The 19,193-nt window shown below is 47.6% G+C and carries 24 protein-coding genes; 4 read left to right on the plus strand and 20 right to left on the minus strand.

The window, feature by feature from the left end; all coding sequences use genetic code 11:
• Position 1: 1 nt before the first annotated feature.
• From A936_RS08840 to A936_RS23640, 3 genes are all read right to left on the minus strand, one after another.
• A complete protein-coding gene (locus A936_RS08840; RefSeq protein WP_008456757.1) occupies positions 2 to 379 on the minus strand; it encodes a HumD family translesion DNA polymerase in 378 nt (125 codons plus the stop codon).
• Positions 380 to 381: 2 nt separating this feature from the next.
• Positions 382 to 621 carry a hypothetical protein gene (locus A936_RS08845; RefSeq protein ID WP_008456760.1) on the minus strand — a complete coding sequence of 80 codons (240 nt, stop codon included), beginning with the start codon at positions 619 to 621 and terminating at the stop codon, positions 382 to 384.
• 106 nt (positions 622 to 727) lie between these two features.
• Entirely contained in the window at positions 728 to 2,224 is a 1,497-nt protein-coding gene (locus tag A936_RS23640) for a tail fiber domain-containing protein (RefSeq protein WP_008456762.1), read from the minus strand.
• A gap of 157 nt (positions 2,225 to 2,381) precedes the next feature.
• On the opposite strand from A936_RS23640, the gene cor reads away from it, so the two are divergent.
• Positions 2,382 to 2,618: a phage exclusion lipoprotein Cor gene (gene cor / locus A936_RS08855; protein WP_008456763.1), complete on the plus strand. Its 237-nt coding sequence runs from the start codon at positions 2,382 to 2,384 to the stop codon at positions 2,616 to 2,618.
• Positions 2,619 to 2,672: 54 nt separating this feature from the next.
• On the opposite strand, the gene A936_RS23445 is transcribed toward cor, so the two are convergent.
• The 6 genes from A936_RS23445 to A936_RS08880 are packed head-to-tail and all read right to left on the minus strand — an operon-like array spanning position 2,673 to position 8,715.
• Complete coding sequence (locus A936_RS23445; RefSeq protein WP_034808375.1) at positions 2,673 to 3,323, minus strand: hypothetical protein; 651 nt, start codon at positions 3,321 to 3,323, stop codon at positions 2,673 to 2,675.
• Positions 3,323 to 3,634, minus strand: coding sequence for a hypothetical protein (locus tag A936_RS23450; protein WP_071530484.1), 312 nt, complete (start codon positions 3,632 to 3,634; stop codon positions 3,323 to 3,325). The genes A936_RS23445 and A936_RS23450 overlap by 1 nt, the downstream gene beginning before the upstream one ends.
• Positions 3,634 to 6,783 (minus strand): TipJ family phage tail tip protein, encoded by a 3,150-nt coding sequence (locus A936_RS08865; RefSeq protein ID WP_008456766.1) that lies wholly within the window; start codon positions 6,781 to 6,783, stop codon positions 3,634 to 3,636. The genes A936_RS23450 and A936_RS08865 overlap by 1 nt, the downstream gene beginning before the upstream one ends.
• A 41-nt stretch (positions 6,784 to 6,824) precedes the next feature.
• Positions 6,825 to 7,349: a tail assembly protein gene (locus tag A936_RS23725; RefSeq protein WP_034808377.1), complete on the minus strand. Its 525-nt coding sequence runs from the start codon at positions 7,347 to 7,349 to the stop codon at positions 6,825 to 6,827.
• Complete coding sequence (locus A936_RS08875) at positions 7,292 to 8,011, minus strand: C40 family peptidase (protein WP_008456770.1); 720 nt, start codon at positions 8,009 to 8,011, stop codon at positions 7,292 to 7,294. The genes A936_RS23725 and A936_RS08875 overlap by 58 nt, the downstream gene beginning before the upstream one ends.
• Positions 8,011 to 8,715 (minus strand): phage minor tail protein L, encoded by a 705-nt coding sequence (locus A936_RS08880; RefSeq protein ID WP_008456773.1) that lies wholly within the window; start codon positions 8,713 to 8,715, stop codon positions 8,011 to 8,013. The genes A936_RS08875 and A936_RS08880 overlap by 1 nt, the downstream gene beginning before the upstream one ends.
• Before the next feature lie 165 nt (positions 8,716 to 8,880).
• On the opposite strand from A936_RS08880, the gene A936_RS08885 reads away from it, so the two are divergent.
• Positions 8,881 to 9,096 (plus strand): hypothetical protein, encoded by a 216-nt coding sequence (locus A936_RS08885; RefSeq protein WP_008456774.1) that lies wholly within the window; start codon positions 8,881 to 8,883, stop codon positions 9,094 to 9,096.
• Here the strand turns inward: A936_RS08885 and A936_RS08890 are convergent.
• From A936_RS08890 to A936_RS23590, 8 genes are all read right to left on the minus strand, one after another.
• Positions 9,085 to 9,351, minus strand: a complete 267-nt coding sequence (locus tag A936_RS08890) for a hypothetical protein (protein ID WP_008456777.1) — start codon at positions 9,349 to 9,351, stop codon at positions 9,085 to 9,087. The two genes, A936_RS08885 and A936_RS08890, sit on opposite strands and share 12 nt — an antisense overlap.
• Positions 9,352 to 9,372: 21 nt before the next feature.
• Positions 9,373 to 9,723 (minus strand): phage tail protein, encoded by a 351-nt coding sequence (locus A936_RS08895; RefSeq protein WP_008456779.1) that lies wholly within the window; start codon positions 9,721 to 9,723, stop codon positions 9,373 to 9,375.
• The gene (locus tag A936_RS08900) at positions 9,723 to 13,112 is read right to left on the minus strand and encodes a tape measure protein (RefSeq protein ID WP_008456781.1); all 3,390 of its coding nucleotides are present in this window, start codon (positions 13,110 to 13,112) and stop codon (positions 9,723 to 9,725) included. Before A936_RS08900 ends, A936_RS08895 begins: the two co-directional genes overlap by 1 nt.
• Before the next feature lie 60 nt (positions 13,113 to 13,172).
• Positions 13,173 to 13,556, minus strand: coding sequence for a hypothetical protein (locus A936_RS08905; protein ID WP_085938895.1), 384 nt, complete (start codon positions 13,554 to 13,556; stop codon positions 13,173 to 13,175).
• Positions 13,557 to 13,594: 38 nt separating this feature from the next.
• Complete coding sequence (locus tag A936_RS08910; protein ID WP_034808468.1) at positions 13,595 to 14,014, minus strand: hypothetical protein; 420 nt, start codon at positions 14,012 to 14,014, stop codon at positions 13,595 to 13,597.
• A gap of 115 nt (positions 14,015 to 14,129) precedes the next feature.
• Positions 14,130 to 14,867, minus strand: a complete 738-nt coding sequence (locus tag A936_RS22415; RefSeq protein ID WP_008456787.1) for a Rha family transcriptional regulator — start codon at positions 14,865 to 14,867, stop codon at positions 14,130 to 14,132.
• An 89-nt stretch (positions 14,868 to 14,956) separates the two neighbouring features.
• Positions 14,957 to 15,739: a BRO-N domain-containing protein gene (locus tag A936_RS23190; RefSeq protein ID WP_008456789.1), complete on the minus strand. Its 783-nt coding sequence runs from the start codon at positions 15,737 to 15,739 to the stop codon at positions 14,957 to 14,959.
• Positions 15,729 to 15,887: a hypothetical protein gene (locus A936_RS23590; protein ID WP_008456791.1), complete on the minus strand. Its 159-nt coding sequence runs from the start codon at positions 15,885 to 15,887 to the stop codon at positions 15,729 to 15,731. Before A936_RS23590 ends, A936_RS23190 begins: the two co-directional genes overlap by 11 nt.
• Before the next feature lie 100 nt (positions 15,888 to 15,987).
• Here A936_RS23590 and A936_RS22730 point away from each other — a divergent pair, with 100 nt between their 5' ends.
• The gene (locus tag A936_RS22730; RefSeq protein ID WP_008456793.1) at positions 15,988 to 16,311 is read left to right on the plus strand and encodes an Arc family DNA-binding protein; all 324 of its coding nucleotides are present in this window, start codon (positions 15,988 to 15,990) and stop codon (positions 16,309 to 16,311) included.
• A gap of 36 nt (positions 16,312 to 16,347) precedes the next feature.
• Positions 16,348 to 16,785, plus strand: coding sequence for a hypothetical protein (locus A936_RS08930; RefSeq protein WP_157141395.1), 438 nt, complete (start codon positions 16,348 to 16,350; stop codon positions 16,783 to 16,785).
• 200 nt (positions 16,786 to 16,985) lie between these two features.
• On the opposite strand, the gene A936_RS08935 is transcribed toward A936_RS08930, so the two are convergent.
• The 3 genes from A936_RS08935 to A936_RS08945 form a co-directional block, all read right to left on the minus strand.
• Positions 16,986 to 17,219, minus strand: a complete 234-nt coding sequence (locus A936_RS08935) for a hypothetical protein (protein WP_008456797.1) — start codon at positions 17,217 to 17,219, stop codon at positions 16,986 to 16,988.
• 85 nt (positions 17,220 to 17,304) lie between these two features.
• Complete coding sequence (locus A936_RS08940; protein WP_008456800.1) at positions 17,305 to 18,357, minus strand: hypothetical protein; 1,053 nt, start codon at positions 18,355 to 18,357, stop codon at positions 17,305 to 17,307.
• A gap of 114 nt (positions 18,358 to 18,471) precedes the next feature.
• Positions 18,472 to 19,146, minus strand: coding sequence for a DUF6246 family protein (locus tag A936_RS08945; RefSeq protein ID WP_008456802.1), 675 nt, complete (start codon positions 19,144 to 19,146; stop codon positions 18,472 to 18,474).
• Positions 19,147 to 19,193: the final 47 nt, after the last annotated feature.

Consider the following 19,193-nt stretch of genomic DNA (forward strand, 5'->3'; position numbering starts at 1 on the left):
ATTACATGCATGGGTTGTCGTCAAATTCCTCCAGTCGGGCATCGTTGATGATGTACGTCACAACGCCAAACACGTCCAAAGGCTCATCATCTGATCCATGATTTTCCCGGGCGCCAGTGTCTAGCCGCTCAAGATATTTGTGCGGGTGGAGCCGCAGCCGGCGCAAACGAAATTCCCCGTCAATTGCGCAGGCAAGAATCGATCCATCACACTGCGTGGCCGCCGTGTCGACAACCAGCAGAGCCCCTTTGATAATCCCGGCGCGCAGGCATGTTTCCGATGCGCGCATGAAGTAAGTTGCAGCTGGCCTGCTGATTAGCTGGCGGTCGAGAGAAATGCGGCTCTCTACATAGTCCTGAGCTGGCGATGGAAAACCCATGATCAAAGCCCTCCGTTAGGGTTGTAAACCATAAATGTCCTGGCTTCACCCTCTTCTGTCGATACGTCTTTGAAGGTGCTAACAGAGCTCTCAATCCAGTCGTTCGCTTGTTTCAGGCTCCACCGCCAGTTCACTTTGTTCAACTCTTTCACAAAGTCAGCAGTAGTGACCGTGCGCCGGCCGTTTTCCTCTATCCTCAAAGCCTTCCAAAATGCTCCTTCAATATCATCACGACGTGGCATATTTCACCCCAATAAATACTGTTTATGCATACAGTATATTTTGGAATTTTTAGGAATCAACAGTAGAAGAGGCACGATCGGCTAAGGGTCTGGCAGGAGGGAGAATTTATTTTTTTGCTAACAGTGCTTCGAGTTCTTCTATCCGGGTCCCCTGCCGCTTCACGGTCTCTGCTAGTTCATTGAAGCCATTAACAAGTAGCGCGACCACGCCATTGTAGTTAACGCCAAGCATCTTTTCTTCACCGTACTCATACACGCACTCGGGCAGCACCTCGTTAACGTCCTGTGCGATTAAACCCGCCTCCTCTGAATAATAGGAGTGCTCATCTTCTACCAAATTTCCGCGCTTGAGATAGGTATAACCGACCAGGGATGACAGTTTTTCCAGCGGGGTTTCTATGCGTTTGAGATTGGCTTTTAAACGCAGGTCAGACGCACTTACCCAGTTACCCTGGGCCGTGCCGTTTGCATAGAACGTTGACTGGAAGCCACCCACAATGAGAGCCGTCGCGTGGTTATTATCCGCTGCAATAACGGTGCTCATGCAAGAGCCCCAATCCCGGCCCCATTCGACCGATTTCCATACAGTTGAAGCCCCGCCTGTTACCTCCGACTGTATGATTGTTCCGGCGCCCATGCTACGCCAGTTACCCCACGACCCACCCTGAACTCTAGCGGTCGACATCGCCCCAGAAGCCCCTGCTACTACGCCACCAAAAGCCAGTCTCGCTACATCATTTAATTCAGGGAATGAAATTTGTTTTGCAACATTGATATTATCAACCCCGGAAAAAAGCCCATTCTCATCAAATTGAAAATATCTATGCTTTTCCCGGCCATTTGTTACGTGGATTGTCGCTTTTGCCGCTTCACTTTGCACTTCATGATACATGCGTGCCATCGACACAATAGCAGTACCGTCATCGGTCAGCCTGCGGGACTCAAAAACACCGCCATTTTGCACTGCACTGGCTTTTGTATCGAGCCGTAGTCCTCCATGAGTCACTAAATTGCCATCACCCAGACCAAGGTTCATGCGTGCGTGTCCCGCATCGGTTGCACCGGTACCGCCTGACGTCACTGGGATTGGTTTATTAACTCCCCACCCGTCCTGTATCTGGAATAATCCATCATCACCGAGGACTATCCTGTACCCCCCTTTCGGGGAGTATAAAAAAGAATATTTGTCGAACGTTTTTAATAATGAAGCAAAATAGTTAAGTGATGGACCGGTGTATGTACTCCCGTCAGGAAGTTTAACGGTAATTGTCCCTGTTCCGCTGAATACCTGCTGCCAGTTCTGCTTGTCATAGTTCAGGCCACGCAGCGCTTCTGCACTTTGAGCAACTAAGGCTGCGGTGACCATATTCAATGCAACACGCGGCACTGCTGACCAGGCGGCTCCTGATTGTGTCGGGCCGGTGTATACACTAACGAGTGTTAATACCGTGACGCCCTCAACTGATTTAACTGGCAGCGTGTACGGTACGCCTCCGACAGTGACAACGATAAAATCACCCGCCGCAACCTCAGTATTGAATGCCGTTCCAGCGCCTGTTACTGCTGCGCTATTGTTTGTGAGCGTAAGTGTTCCTGCAGACATGACTTCTCCCGCATAAATATATAAGTGATACCTACCATAAAAGGTGGGTGGTTATTATTTACAAAAATTAAATGCCGTGTAACTTACCAGCCATAGAAAAAAATCAGCGCAAGCGGATTGTCTGTGGTTAATACAACCTCTATGAAAGGAATTAAATATGAAAGTTATCAAGCTGCTTGCTATTTCATCTGTGATGTACCTGTCAGGATGTGCTGGACTGATTGAGAAACAAGAGCCAATATGCACTGCTCAGGCAAACATCGGTGGTACTGAAACCGCAGTTCAGATTTACGGAGTTAGAAAGACAGCAGGACAGACTCAATATAAAGTTGGATATCCTTTCAACTGGAAGTGGGTAAGTAAATCAAATTTCACAGCCTCTACCTGCCAGTAATAGAATTTAGCCTTGATATTGGGCTCTGGTGCCGCCGGTTAATGGCGGCCTTTTTTATTCGTACCTTGATATATCTATTGCACGAACTATTGTTTTTGCATCCAGAGGCGTACCCAGCTGACTCCCTGGTGGAACCACACCAGACATTACAGGATGAATAATAGTGCTGGAACCATCGTATTTTGCAGCGAACCCAACGCCTATCTGGAATGGTCTTTGTTGGTACACCCCTATATAGAATCCAGAAAGCTCTGGTAGTATTGCCCATTTACCCGCTCTGGTGGCTGATAGCGTTAATCCGGAAGGGCTGCCTCCCTTTATTCCAATAGTTATTATATCGGTAAGCACCCTTGTTTCATTGGTAAGAATGCACTTTCCATTCTTATCCCATATCGCCATCCCCCACCTTGGCAGTGGTTGCTCCCTGGTCGTAAAAACATAACATGTGAAAGTGAATGCTGATTCATCAGAAGTGTTTGAAGTCGCAGTAACGGAAAGTGATGCCCCTATGAGAGAATAAGAAAAAAACGTATCTCCAGTTGATAGGCAGAAAGGGAGAACAACATCATCCGTGTTGACCGTAATATTAATTGTTACGCTTCTACTTCCTGATGATGAATATCGCCCAAGCAAAGATATTGGAGTAGATTCATCTGTGATGAAAGTATTTCCATCATCCGTCGTTAATAACATCCCCCACGACATTATAACCTCCGTAAATAAACCACAATGATTGCAGCCTGTGCCGATTCCGTTCCTATTCCAAAGCTTGTTCTTTCGCCTTCCGATATTGAAACTGAGCCACCATTTATGGTTACCACTCTTCTCCTTTCAGTAAAACCAGTGGATATGGGGGCTTGTATGTATTCTAGCTTGTATCCCTGCGGTACTGAAAAAGAAGCGCCGCCTGAAATCTGCTCAAAAGATAAGGGGAACCTTCCTACAACTGTGATTGGTACTATGCCATAGTTATTAGGCTTTCCATTCTCATCCCAACTCTGAAATCCCCATGTCATCAAAATACCCCTGTTATTTTACCGAATTGGCATCTTAGCCTGCCATTTTCATCCCTTACGCTTTTTGTAACGTTTGTTTCTTTCATTGCCCCAGCCCCATCAGTGCCAAAGTTTTGCATGGTTCCGTTCTTATCCCATCGCCAGCCTGAAACACCATCAACAAAATTATTAGACTGAATAAAATTACCAATCTTCGCATTATCAATGCTGCCATTTTGAATAAATGCTGAATTAATAAACACTTGTCCATTAAATACAAAGAATGCGGCTTTATAATTTCCAGGATCGCTTCCAGAGTAGATTCCAAACTGGTCAGCAGCGAATACAACCGTTGATTTATATGTGCTTCCGGATGGCTCAATAGACATGCCAAAGCCAGTGTTGTACTTCACACCATTCCTGACTATCCCCATGTTGAGTGTATAGCTCGCCTTAGCAGTTCCGTCGCTATTAACCTCCGCTGTCATCTTCTGATTTACTGCTGCTGTAAGGTCGCCGACCTGAGCCTGAACATACTCTGACAGGTCAGCCAGAGCATGATCGACTTCTGCAACCGTTGTTTTCACAACAAGAACATCGGCACGGACTTCGCCATATTGCTGATACTGATGCTCAACGGTGCCATGGTTTGCCAGCGCGTTTTCCATGATCCCTTCAAGGTTAGTATCAACCCCTTCCTGCAGATTTTTGAATGCATCGGAATCACGGATGGCGTTATCAATGAGATCAATCATTCCTGGTATATCAGAGGATGCCTTGCCAGAAACCTCAACAAAATCAGACACACCAAAAGCATTTTTCGTCCTGACATAGGCGTAGTAGGTTTTGTCTGCCTGTAATCCTTGCAGCGTCCACTGCGTCGAACGACCAAGGAACTGAGCCTGATCTTCTATCTGTGATGGGTTCGCTATGCGGTTTTCGCCGGAATACCAGAACTCAAATGATGTGTCAGTAGTCGCTGTTATACGCATAACCGGAACGATAACAGCCGAGAAAAGACCAGGAGTCCAGATAACACTTGATGGCGCAGGTGGCGCACCAATCACCAGGCTAACCTGAGTTTCCGCCCCTTTCATACCGTTCTCGTTACGGCCACGCACACCCAGCGAGTAGCGACCTGCATCTATGCCATAAAACTCATAACGGAACTGGTCTGTTTCGTACTGCGATACAACCTTCCCATCTTCGGTATACACGGCCAGCTCGAAGGTGATTTTGCGCGTTGTGGTCGCGGTTTCCCACGTAGTTGTAACCTGAACAGTCTCTGAATTCGTGTTGATGATGCGAAGATTTTCGATGTTCGGAACGCGATAACCATTGGCGGTATCATTGGGTATTTCGAAGACTGCCCCCTCATCAACAACGGCCTGCTTGTTAGGGTCGTGAAGGCCTGCGGTGATGCTGTACACGGAGTTATTTTCTGTCTCAGCGACGCCGAGAATTTTCCACAGTCGCGTTTTTACATTTGTTGTTGAGATGATGAATACAGTGCCGTCTTTAACCCATGCAGGAGCACTTCGAAGCGTTATTTTATCGCCGGACACGCTGGCGATTTCATATTTAACCAACTTCCCGTTGCTTCCCATGATGGACATGCCATCACCAGAGCCAGCAAGCTCAGAGACATCAGCGTCGACGGTAATGATAGAACCAGCATGAGAAATGATGCGACCACCGAGACGCGCTGCAGCGTGGTTGTTATCCATCACCTCAACAATGTCACCTGGCGTGAAAGCGATAGCATCACGCGCCATTTGGAAGGTTACGCGCTTGTTCTCACGCTTTGCCGTTTCCAGCAACCACTTACCCGCCCGCCACGCCTGGCCGCGAGATGTCGCACCAAATGCCTCAATGGTAGTTTCGTTGTACTTCCCACTTTGGCTGATTAGCGTGTCGTCAGATACGTATTCCTTTGCGTCCTGCCAGCCGTTGTTTGGGTCAGTCCATGAAACCACAACAGCGTTGTATCGCTCTGATTGCTTCACCGAGCTATAGCTGAATTTCCCATCCACTACGTTAGCGTTGCTGATGGCTGCTATCGGGTCTTGCGGTGCGTCAAGCATCACTGTTAAGCGCATACCGTCCCACAGCGCAACTCCACGAAACATACCGGCTATCTTGTCCAGAATGTCACGCGCACTTGACTGCTCAGTGATGTATGCGTTGAGAACATGACGCGGCTCCTTACCGCCGTAGCCATCATTAACCAGCTGGTCGCAGTACTGAGAAAGGATGTAGAGTGATCCGTCATCAACATCGATGTATCCAGCTCTGCGAGCAAGACCATAGCGATTGTTCGTCACAAGCGCCCTGAAAAGCCAGGCAGGGTTATTCGTCCATGCCTTCTTGAAGCCGCCAAGCCACAGGCCATTATATGTACGGGCAATCGGATCGTAATTGTCAGGAACATCAACAATCAGGCCGCGCAGGTGATAGGCGCGTGTCGGCGTGTCCGTGTACTGATCACGATCTACCACAGCCCCGGCAATAGCAGAGAAAGGATATGACAGATTGTCGTCTGTGATTTCTGTGTAGCTGTTCCATACCGTTCCATTGCTCAACAGGTCACTGGTGCTGTCAGGCGTAATGCGACGCACCCGGATGTCGAATGGCTTGGTTACTGGCGCCTCAATGACATGCGCCTCCAGATATTCTCCTGAGATTTTTCCCGGACCAATCGTCACCGTTTTAACCGGCTGGAAGGCATTGTTACCAGTGCGAACGTCAATGGACATCGAAACAGATGTGTTCTTCTGGTTGCCTTTAGAGTCTTGCTCAACAAGGCTTCGCACACCGATATTCAGGCGAACCCTTGTCACATCAACATCAGAAACCGTTCGCACTAGTGGCGTATTAAAGGTGACGTCGTTGTTGACGATGGTGGTCGCTTCAATCGCCGAAAAACCATTAATAGGAGACTGGCTTTCAGACCCCGGACGCCAGGCCACGCTTACACCGTTGATATTGGTGTCGCCATTAACGTTAGTTACTGGAGTCTTGTTTAACAGGAAGGATGAAAGGTGATTCTGGTCTACCGGCCCGTAGATTGGCCCCTCACTGATGATATCCAGCACTTTCAAAAACTGCTTAGACCGCAGATTGTCGTTTAGAAGTGTTGGTGTTGAAGCTTTGCCGCCGCCTGATGACATCTCAATCTCCGGAAATAAAAAAGCCACCCGAAGGTGGCTTGCTAGCTAATTGATTCTTGCCAGTCCATGTTGTTGGTCGTGTCTATCCCGAGGGATATCACGTTACTTCCGACGACCATTTCACCCAGAAGGATTGGCACTGGCCTCCCCTGTCCGATTCGGTTTTCAGCACTGGTAAATGAGTTATTTGTGATGCTGTTAGTTTGCGCAGCCTCTGCCGAAGTCTTTGTCTTCATGTTTCTTGCCATGTAAACAGAGTAAGCAACCGAAGCGACCGTAACGGCGATAAGCACCCAGGCCGCTACACCAATTGCGGAGCCCTCAATTACTGGCACCAATAGCACTGTCGAACCCGGCTTCAATTCCCTGTCCATCTGCCATCCTATCGAATCGTCTGATACTTCTTCCCCGGCCAGACGGAGCCTGACTCTCGTATTCATGAGGTCTTTTTTCAGTCCGGGGCTCTGAGCAATCAGAAGCCTCATCCCCTGCGCGGGAGTGGACACGTTCAGAGAGATTTGGCGGAAATGTCTTCGAAGATGCCCCGCAAATCTAAAGATGAGCATTGGTGATGCCTCCAGATGGAATGTGTTTGCCGCATATATGCCAGGCGGTAGGGCTCACGGCGACTTATATAGCCCTGGCAGTCGTGGTGAAGCACCATGCCATCGCCCAGATAAATCATCGCGTGGCACGGGTCGCAGCCTGGAAAAGGAACCCGGATGATGATGTCGCCTGGCTGTGTGTCTTTCGCCTCAACCTGGTGAAACCCGTTCACCTCGAGGTTTTTCAGATACAGGTTTTCGCCACGCAGCCACCACCCGTTTGAGCGCTCGAAGTCAGGCAAATCAATCCCGCACAGGTGATAAGCATCCCGGAAGATTGAATAGCAGTCAGATGTTCCGTGCTCAAACTTACGTCCCAGCAAATGCGGCGCCGGTCTGAACTTCATAAGTTGCCCATTAGCTGCTAGCCACCATTCAAGGCCCGTCGCCAGCTGTGCTCGACGGTCATTCGCTGAAAGCACTGAGCCACCTGCCGGGTGCGAGTGAAATATTGCAGTTACTTCGCCTTCATCTTCTCCCGCCAGCCAGTCATCATCACTGATGCGGAACTGGTTATGCGGCTCGGGATGTGCGTTACGGCAGCGAAACAGGCGATTGCCGTCGATAATCAGCCCGCACACTTCATCCTGCGACGTTGCCGCATAGTCGATACACTCTTGCATCAGGAAACCTTCTGAGAGCCTGGGAAGCTGCTGATTGGCATTGGTTCTGGGCGCTTGAATCGCATTCTGCAACCAGAGCGACGGTGAGAGCACCGGTCACGATTCGGATCGGCTGTTGGGTTATCCCGCTCATCTGCTACGGGCGGCCCGTCATAACGACAGCCTTCACCGCGATAAACCCACTGACACACGTCAGCCAGTATTGTACGCGCCGGGATAATGGCGTTATCACAGTCAACAGGAGTCGCAAGGGAGTAGGTGACCTGCTCAAATGTCTCTTCGGTCATCTCCTCCACGATGTAACGGGAGACAGCCTCTTTGGTAGGGTCTGCATCCGGGTTACCGTTCAGGAAGTTAACTGCATCAAGATGCTTAACCGGCACCTGTCGACGGGTAATGACGACTCCAAGCATGTCGTCAAAGTCGCTGTTAATTCCGGTTATCAGACCAGAAACGTTAGCCACCGCCATCGTTGGCCGTGCATACGTCCCTTCGTTCTTCATCTCAAAGCCTTCTACTGCTATCGGGTAAGCTGGATAGGCTCGCCCCTTCCAGATTACGTCCGTATAGAAGCCGTTAGTCCCGGAGTGGAATCTAACAACGTCGCCGCCATAAGGCTGTAGGTCTGCTTCAAACAGGTCGATAAACGCGCCAACGCCAGCGTCAACGCTCTCAATAATTAATTCTGCTGGTATGTCGCGCACGGATAACTCCCCATAAAAAAAGCCACCCGGAGGTGGCTACTGATCGAATATCAGGATGTGATATATCCTGTTTGATGGTTAAGGTTGAGGCTCAGCCCGTCCATGTGAGGGCATGGACGCACACAGCAATGAGGGATGGCTGATTACCTCTATTAAGGGATTCAAATGGAAAAAGAAACTTTGCAGAGAAATATTGACCGCGTAGACGCTCTTGATTCTGTTGTTCGCCAACTAATAAAGGTTCTTACACCTGAGCAATTAGAGAAATTCAGATTCAATACAAAAGCTCTATGGCACAGCGCAGAGGCCGCATCAACTCCTGAAACAAGCGAAACAATTCAGAGGACAAAAATTCACGCATTCAAAATTTCAGGCATTTGAAATCACATTTAGTCTGGCATTTTCTAATATTGCGTTAACGTCATTAGGTCTAATGCTTTGTGAACTGCGTGCGATCTTAAATTCGGCGGCCTGGTTATGGGCCGCATTCAAAAGACCGCCCGGACGACGCGCATTTGCAATCACCTCATTAGTAGTCTTTCTCACTATTTCCCTCACTGCTTCAACTTCTTGCTGCTGAATATTCATCTTACCCATAAAATCTTCTAGTGCTTCAACACGCTCTTCTAAAGTCATAACTATCTCCCGTCTTTCGGCTTATCGTGGAACTTGTTCAAATGTGGCTGTGAGTTGGAAATGTGGTCCGGTCTTTGTGGTGCTCCATGACCGGCATACAAACAGCCGCTGCACTCCGGTGTCTGATGGAGTCCAGTAGAACGCCTCCACCGACATTCTGGCTTTCAGGAAGGCATCGACAGCCTTAGCGATGTTAGCTCTACCGCAAAGGCCGTCAGTCCCATTGAAGGTCAGCGAGTAGCTATCCATCAAAGGGTTGATACCTTTTACCTGCCGTTGCTCATACCCTTCACCGAGCTTAATCACTGCAACGTTTGGCTGCCTGCTGACGGTGTAGCCTCGCTCAGGCTTCCAGGTGAATATTTCAGGCATTATCGACTCCTCTGCAGTAGCCCGTTTGGCCTCTGCTGGTCGCGGATGGTGTTAATGCTGACTTGCTTCATCATGGTGGACATCTTCGCCATTGTTGCGTCGTCAATGCCACCGGTGGTCTGAATGTGGAACTCAACAGTCTGATGGATAACCGCACCACCTCCACCGCCGCCCTGCATATCCTTATTGCTGATCACCTTTCCATTATCTCCAGGTATCATGTACTGCCTGCCGGAGCTGGCCTGATAAATCTCAGGCATGCCACCCTCACCTACGCGATACATTTCACCGGCAGATACCGGGCCGCCATTTTTACGGGCTCCGGCCACTGCCATACCTTTGGCAGCGAGAAGAGAACCACTATAAGCGGCTTGGCCTACACCCGCCGCGCTTCCCATTGTTGCTATGGATGCGCTCACTGCGGCTGGAGCCCATGCAGATGCTGCTAAACTAGCCTGTGCGGTGGTTGATGCTAGTGCGGCTGTTGCGGCTGCCTGCCCCATTACCTGAGCTTTCACCCACTCGATACCCATCTGAACGAAACTACTTATGACGCTGTTCAGGATGGTTGTGCCGATGTTTGCGAATGCCTCCTGCAAGCTTTGAGTCCCGTTGATAAGTCCTGTAAGAGCACTGGATGCGCCACTTTGAAGGCCATCAAGAGAGGTGGCCAGAAGCTCGTTTGCCTGGCTCTGATTCCGGAAAATCTCCCACTGAGCATCAAGTCGCTGCTGCTCGTATTGCCGGTTGGCAGCATTCATCAAGGCCAGTCCGTTAGCCGTTATCTTCCCTTTCTCAGTTTCAAACTGCTGAATCAGAGCAAGCTTACGGGCGTTTTCATTGGAAAGCTTCTGCACCGGGTCGATTGAGCCGCGGGCGTCATTGATGGGGCTAACCACGGCATCAGAGCGAATTTTGGCGAGGTTGGACTGGTGCTGCTGCTCGGCTCTCTCTGTGGCCTGATTGAACTCGTCCTGAGTTATTTTCTTAGCGTCGAGAGCTGTCTTGAGGTCTTTAGTCTCTTGCGTGTAGCGAGTTGATTCCTGTCGCTCCGGGATAAGCTTCTCTGCTGCTGCCTGGGCTTTAAGTGCGTTGGCTGTATCCCATATTTCTGCTGCGTAATCTCCTGCTTGCTTCTTCTGAGCCTCGGTTGCGCCTTTACCAAGCGAAAGTTGGGCATTCAGGATTGCCTGCTCTCTGTTAAGGTCTTTCGCGGACTCTGCGGCAAGTTGGGATTTGTTTTTGAGGTCATCCAGTTTCTGATTTACTGAATCAGCCTGAGACGCTGATTTTTTACTCTCGCTATTTGCTTCCTTCTGAGCCTTGGTGTTCTTCTCAGTTTGGGCGTAGCGATCCTGCAGTTGTTTTGTAACCGGGTCATTGGCAGCCAGACCAACATCTTCTGCATCATATTGTGCCTGCAACCTTGCTCTGGCCTCGCCCTCAAGTTTTGATAGCGCAAGACGTCGCTCTGCGTTCTGAATCAGCTTCTTAGCTTCTGATGAAGGTTCAGGCTCTGCCGCTTTTCCAGATTCAGAAGCTTTTTTATTTAAGGAGTCAAGGCTCTGCATAGTTGCAGCCATTGCGGCAATGGCCGCCTCGCTTGCATTTGGTATCTTTGTTCTCAGGTTGTTTGCAAGAACATCAAATGCAGCATCAGATTCCTTGGCTTTGGTGTTAAGTTGCTCCTGTATTTCAGCCTGCTGATGTTGTGTTTTATTAAGCTTATCTGTTGCATCGCTAAGGTCCCTTTTCCTTTGACTTAGCGTATAAAACCATTCATTTGCTTTTTGAACATAACCGTTTGTTTGGTCTTGCTCTACACCAAACTTCCTTGCTAATCCTATATACTTTTCGTACTCACGCTGAGCATCCGAGACGGAATCATTAAGATCATCAATTTTTTCTTTCTGTGCAGTTATTGATTTTGCTATGTCAGCCAAAGTCCCCTGCAGTTGAACCTGATTCATTTCTCTCATTTTGGTGATTACGCCATCTAGAGAGTCTGCGAAGTTAATTGACTCTTCTTTAGCCTGCTTAGCCTGCTGCCAGAAATAGAATATCGCAGATGCTGCCAGCATTGCTGCACCTGCCGGCCCACCAATGAAAGCAAGCGCGTTTCTCGCAAGAGTAGCCGATAGTGCATATGATTTATTTAGATTGGTTGCCAGCTCGGTGGCGGCTGCCAGCCTTGCCTTTGCTGCGGTTGCCGCGTTATCTGCAGCAGTGATCTTCTGCTGAATGGCTGCGTATTCGGCCTGATAGCTGACAGTAAGCCCGTATTGCTTGTTAATGGCTGACTGCGTAGCTAACTGCCTGGCCTTTGCCTGCTCAGAAGCTATCGTTGCCTGGGCGTTTTTTATTTCAGCCTGAGCGCTTGCAATAGCCGCCTGTGTTGCCCTAATTTCCTCATCTCTCTGCTTAATAGTTGCAACGGTGTGAGTTACCTTTGCTTGAGTTGCCGCAGCTAATGATCCGACATACCTGCTGGCAATTACAGCCGAGAACACCGTAATTGCAGCCGTGGTTGCGTCTACCAGATTCTTCATCCCGTCTTCGTTGTCACTGAAAGAAAGGATTGCATCTGCAGCACTGATAAGACCGTTAGTGAATGACTGTAGAGCCCCTGTCTGATTTTCTGCCGCAACGAGAACAGCTGTGATTGCTGTCTTAATTCTCACGCTGGCATCGGTGAGGTTATTGGACATCCCCTTTGCTGATTCAGCGTTTGCATCAAGAGATTGTTTAAGGCCTTCTGTAAGTTGTTTTGCTGAGAGCTTCCCGGCAGCACCAAGCGCTCGAACATCTGCGGCTGACTTGCTGCTAGCGCTGGCAATATCTTCAATCACGCTTGGTATTGCTGCCGTTATCGACTCCCACTGATCAGCGGAAACCTTTCCGGTGTTGATAGACTTTGTGAAAGCGTTAATTGCTGAGCTCGCCCGGTCAGCGCTGGCGGCGTTTTTAACAAATGCGTAGGACATTGAGTCCTGAACGTCGATTGCCTGCTGAGTTGAATAACCCATACTGCGAAGGCCATCAGCACTACGGATGTAAAGTTCTTGCGCTTCAGCTAGCGATCGGAAAGTGCCATTTGCCGTTTTAAGAAGGCGCTTTTGCACCATGTCGAATTCTTCGGTGCTGGCTGTGGCCATGCGGACGCGATCGGCCATTTCCTGGTACTTCTGCACCATGCTAGCCATTTCACGCAGCGCGGAAGAAGCAATAACAAGCTTAATGGTAGATGACAAGCGGCTCAGGCTCGTATTTAGCGTGTCAGAGTTTTTTGATAGTGAACCCAGCTCACCTTTTGCCTTTCTAACTGACGCAATTAAGCTTCCTGTTTCGAGGTCTACTTCATAGTAGATTCCGCCTAAATCTTGAGCCATTTAATATCTCCAGACATAAAAAAACCCCGCCTAAGCGAGGTTTGTTGATTAATTAGCTAACTAGATGCCATCTTGTCCGCATGTGCTTAGATAATATTTCATATCCCTTTCACTGGGGTCAGAAAATACCTTCTTGTCATCTACTGTATAGGTTACACCTTTAGAGAAGATGCCCTTTGACTTCATGCTTATTGCTATGAAGAAAGGTGAATATCCGGCATATGCGCCGTAACCATTTTTGGCATTAACGTTACCGCATACGAATCCACCTACAACGCCATCCTTCTCGCCCTGCTGTATGAAGCGCATGTATCTGAACTTTGCGCTTTCAGGGTCTTTCATGTCGGCAGATACTTCTTTCTGTGCCAATTCTATGGCCTTCTCGGCGCTTGGCTTGCAACCAGTTAAAGCCGCTATAGCAAAAATCAGGATAAACTTTTTCACCAATAAATCCTTTATGTTTGTTTTGATTTTTAATGTCACTAGCTGATATCTATAAAACCCAAGCCCCAACCTTCAGATCTCATCTTTTCTTCAAGGATAGCTTCTCTTTCTTTATCTTTGTTTCTACGAAGCAACACCCCTAACTGATAGTATCCGTAATTATTGGGGCGAAAATACGTTTTTGGGTGTGGGTAATCTCCCATAAGCTCTTCATACTCATGGATTTGTTTCTTTGCTTTTGCGATTAAAGACTGCATAACCAAGTCAGATATACAAATCATATACTCGCAAGCACTGATAGCAATTAGCAGATGCCTTTCATCAGATCTCAGTCTGTAATGCTCTTTTACCAGCCCTGTAAGTTGGAAGTGAAGATCTACTATTTCTGAGTGGTTCTTACGCATGACCCAATGTCTAAACCACGAGACTTTGTCTGAAGAAAATCCTGAAAGGCTCACATCCCTATCCCCATAAGTAACAAGTAGCAACATGTTAACAAAGGATGGCGGCAAGGCAATGCAAAAACCCGCCGAAGCGGGTATGGTGTTTTACCTACACTTTTTGTGTAGGTCGCTAAAACAGTTTACGAATATCAACGCCATACACTGCAAGCCAAGCAGCACGAGGCCATGACTTCACTGTACCAAAGCGTGGATCTTCAACTTCATGTGGGGTGACGCCATTCTCACGGCACCATTTGCGAAGAGGTTGCCACTTATATTTCGCATCAGTCTTCTTTTCTACCGGAATGATTGCTGCGTAATTCTTACCCTCGCCCAACCGCTCTGCCAATGCGTTGGCCTTCCTTTTCTCCACTGAAGCTGTAGCCATAGCGGTAGCTTCACGCTTTTCGCCAATCCACGCCTTGGTTTCAACTGCTTCATCACGCTCAGCTGCGATCAGTTCTTTTTCAGTTTCAGACTGAACAAGAGCTAATAAAGCCTCTTTGTAGCTTACTGGAAGAGCTCGCTGGCTTATTTTTTCTTCGAGGCTGTAAATGTGTCGAATAACGGTCATCCGCAAAACAGCGCTGTACCCCGTAAGCAGACACTCAACATGAGGCTTGTCGAGACGGAAACTTGATACATATCCCCGTGAGTCAATAGTAATATCGACTCCATCAACTAATGTAACCGTTTGATTTTTCTTATGACTCAGATTTGAGCCATCTTTTGTAATGCCATACAGATCCTCGAGCATCTCCCAGATATCGCGGATAACATTCTTATGCTCCTTTTTTGTGAGCTTAGATATCTCGCGGCTTGACATAGTGACATGAGATCTAGGTTCTGCTATCTTCAATGCAGTCATTAGACATTCCTTATGTGAAAGTTAGGGTTTGTGACATACGCCAGCAGCTGTAACTGCTGGCTTTTTTATTGCCGTATGTCAGAGCAAATTTAAGAAAGAAGAAGCTCTCCCTTCGCGCCGCGAACATAAACATTCCTTGCCTTCGAAACCCTTCTGATCGCGTCAATCTCTCTAATTTCTGGATACATCTTCCTGAGCATTGTTCGCATTACTTCAACCTCGCTTCGTGGGCCAGAGAGATCGAATCCCATTTCTTCCAGTATCGAGACAAGGTGCAGCGTTGGGGATTTCGCATCATCGCCATACATCATGTAAGGCTGCACATTTAAGCTAGGCGTCTGGAAAGGCCTCTTTGGCTGAGGAGGGTTATTAACCCGAAGAGAAAGATTGTTTTCGTACCACCAGGATAACGTGATATCCAATCCTTCTGCTGGCAAGTCAGATAGGATTGGCGATGCCAAAACTTCTTTTTCAAGAACATCCAGAACCCAGCGACGAAATTCCTTTGCTTTCGTTGTTCGGGCAAACATGGCAATCAGGTGAGCTCCGCGAAGAGAAAATGCGCGGGTCATCTGCTCACCGTAAGGGGTGGTCACTTTGACCACCCCTGTCATTTTTTCTGTAAATTCATCAGCATGACGTGAGTAGATACGCTGTACAGCCTTATCGTCGGAGTACTGAAGCGCATAGCCTATTTGGATAGCAGTCAGCCAAGTCTCTGCCATGTTTTCTACGGGCTGAAGATGTATGCCCTGGAAGTTAAGATCTGATTTAGCTACAATATTCATGTCGATATTTCCTTTGCCGGATTTGTTCGATAAGAGGCCCAGGGTGTTAGCGCACTTCTGGGCTTCGCCGTTTTTACTGCACATGCATTTGTCCTCTGAACTTCAAAGCCCATACCAACGCCTGAACAAGTGCGGCGTTTTCAGAAAGCCCCTCTTCATCGGCGATACGCTTAAACTCTTCTTTCACCTTCTGCGGATAGCGCAGGGTTGTCTTTGCTTCGTTCTTTTCCATCTCTTCGTCCTAGAGGCCACATTGCCACCACAAGGCCATAGTGCCACCATTGAATTGATATGGCAATATGGCACCATTGATTTTTTAAGGGGGGGGGCAAATGTCAGAAAAACAGGTTAAAGACTACGACAAATTCAATGTCAGATTCCCGGATGGTATGAGGGATGCTGTAGCCGAGCGAGCAAAGCGCAATGGCAGATCAATGAATGCAGAGATCATTCAGATTATTGAGGATGCAATTGCAGCTGAAGAAAGCGGCTTCCCGGCTGGCGATGCCAGGGAATTGCGTGCAGTTATTAGGGCTAAGGATGAGTCGATTTATGAATATATTGGCGTTCTAGAGAAAATGACCAGGGTGGTTGATAAGTTGTCAAAATTAGCTTTCCCTGATCATGATGACAAAGAAAACAAAAAGCCCACCTAGTGGGCTATTGAACGAAGACAACAATTAGGTGATTAAATGGTCAATGCTATTCTTGAAATTGCACGCAGAACTAAACATATCGAAACAGTTGCGACTTCGGCAGGAGGAATATCAGCAACAATTAGATTATTCTCCCCAGGAAATATTGGGATGGTGGTTGATCTCAGCCATCGCATAAGAGCCATAACCATTAACGATATGGCAGGGGTTAAGCTAATAGCCAATAATTACAACGTACAAGCTGTTGTTATTGTTACTAATGCAAGAATTAACTTCAACTTTAGTGATGCTTTTCCTAACATTTGGACTTGTTGGGTTCCTGTAGATACAAATGTAATTGAGAGTGATGCTAGGTTTGCATTGAGCTTCAATTATTTTATTGAGTACTCAGGATGGAAAACGTCATATCTAGAAATTGCTAATCATTCCGTCTACGAAGACGAGAACGATTTTTATTCTCAATTCCTTTATTAAGTTATACATTTTTCATTTCAAAGAGGCGATAAGGGGCTCGAGATTCTCGCCATTCTGAATCTCATTCTCGAACAATCTGAATCACACTCCCCCTCTCATCCGCTTAGTTGTAAAAGCGATATCGACAAGAGAGAGGTTTTCTGCAGAGGGATTACCGTAATTTATAGTCGCCAGAAAGCAAAAACCCACCGGGTGGTGGGTTATGCTGCCTTTGTGGTTTTTCTTTTGTAGACGCTTCTGATGATTCCCAGCACTGTAAATACAATCCCCACAAGCATTAAGAGGTAACCATAACGCAGGTGGCTTTCCCTTGCGGCAATTAGAAAGATATTCTCTACGCATCGCTGTTCAATCAGTGCGCAAGTGGACATATTGTAAGCCACTATTGACCATATAAAACCTGCAATCAATGCGCCAAGTCCCCACGTTGTCATATTCCATCCCTTAATGGTATTTCGTAATTTTCGCCCTGTTGTCAAAAAGCAAAACCCCACCCGGTGGTGGGTTTAGTTATGCAGGTCAAGCAGTACCACTTTCTCTTGGTGGCTCTTTATCTATTATTAAATTGTACTGGCCCCTGACAACAACCCCATTTTCTTTAACTTCAAGATAGCTAATCCTGAATGACTCTCCGGTGACAACCGCTGAGGCGAGACGATCCATCTCACCAGGCCGAGTCATGTCTTCTGCAACTTTCATATTGAATGTGTCACCAGTGCTCTGCCTGGTAACTAACATATTAAAGTCCGTAGTGTTCCCTATTCGCTGAAGACCCTGAATGTAAAAATTGTCAATTGCCTCCCAGCTATCACGCTTTACTGATTGCCTGTTTTTAAAGTCTAGTAATTGCGCACCGGTATAGCTCTGCCCACCAACAAAAGCAGCATCTGCATCGTTCGCTACGGACTTAAGAACAGAAACCTTCGCAGTATCACCATAGCCTTCAATTTCTTTACTTCTAGACGACTCACCATTTGCTTTCAGTTCTGCGCCCAATTTAAACGCATCTTTCATCCCAGTAACTACCAACTCAGTGTTTTGCCGATTAGCCTCAAGAAGATTGACATTGGCTGCTGCCTCATTCTCTTTATCCTTTCCCTTCCTGTGGAGGTAGTAGCACCCGCCAAGAGTTAAGGCGGATATCAACGCCAATAAAACAACCATTTTCTCTGTGCCGCTCATGCCTGTCATAGACTCCTGGAGAACATTAAGAGCATTGTTGGCTGTGCATGACCAGTCGGTGCATGACTCTGTTGATCCCTTTGATATCTGGAAAACAACATCTAACGACTTCTTATCATCATTGGTGAGTTTTTGAAGATTGGGCACCCCATACTTTGCCATAGCATAAGCTCTTTGCAATGATTCATTCATTGCTGCCAAGCCGCATATCATTGAACCAGTAAGCGATGAGTTAAACTTTTCACCATTCACTTTAATAAATAATTGGGGCCAACCATCGAACTCAACCTCAATGCCATCGGAAAATATATCCTCTTCTTTTTCCAAATGTCTCGACATCATAGCCCAGAAGTCTTCTGCTGATTTTATTACAAGCTTTTCCTGCTCCATGCGCATTACCTTGAAAAATATAAATTATTGATAATGTATATCCTTACATATATTCGGTAAATCCTGTGATTAAATACACATGTTGTAATATACAGCAAAATCTCAACATAACATTCAACCAAGCTTATCCAGCTTCCGCTGCTTCTTCGCGAAATAGTCATCAACAACGGTGTTGTACTCTTCTTTCGTGAAGCCCTTCTGCTCGGGATATTTGGTGTTGAGCAGCAACTGGAAATCGGTCATGGTCAACTTCATCGCTTCATCTTTCGAGATGCCGAAGTGTGAGCGGGCGGCGTTGATGTATTCGATAGCGTGAAATTCTCTCGTCATCTGGCCTGATTCGTTGCGCTGCAGCTTGCGAACTTTCGCCTTTCCAATAATGCCGTGGGTGATAAGCGAGCTGGATATCATCACCATCTCTTCATAAGACATCGCTCCTGGCATCCAGATTAGCTCACCTGTACGACTGCGGCTCGGCACCATTGCGCCGGTCAGCGGCGAACAATCTTCTTCACAACACGCCTGCAGGATGTTAATCGCTGCCCCAATAGCCTTATCGGCAAACCCTGGCTTACTGACGTGCTCCATTAGCCACGCCGGAACGCCCCCGTAAGCCTCATAGGCGCGAGCAAACAGCGGTGACACTGCGTCATGGTTTAAGTCGTAAAAGGCCTGCACAATCTCTGCTGGCGAGCCTATGCGCGTCATTGCAGCGAATGATGGGCGAAAGAAGTATTCGCGGCGGCCAGCGCCGATAAGGCACTCGCCAATTTCAGTTAAAGGTGTCATTGCTCCCCCATAATCAATATCGAGGGCCCACAGGAACCCTCTGTATT

The organism is Enterobacter sp. Ag1 (assembly GCA_000277545.1).
In the GTDB taxonomy this organism is placed as follows: domain Bacteria; phylum Pseudomonadota; class Gammaproteobacteria; order Enterobacterales; family Enterobacteriaceae; genus Cedecea.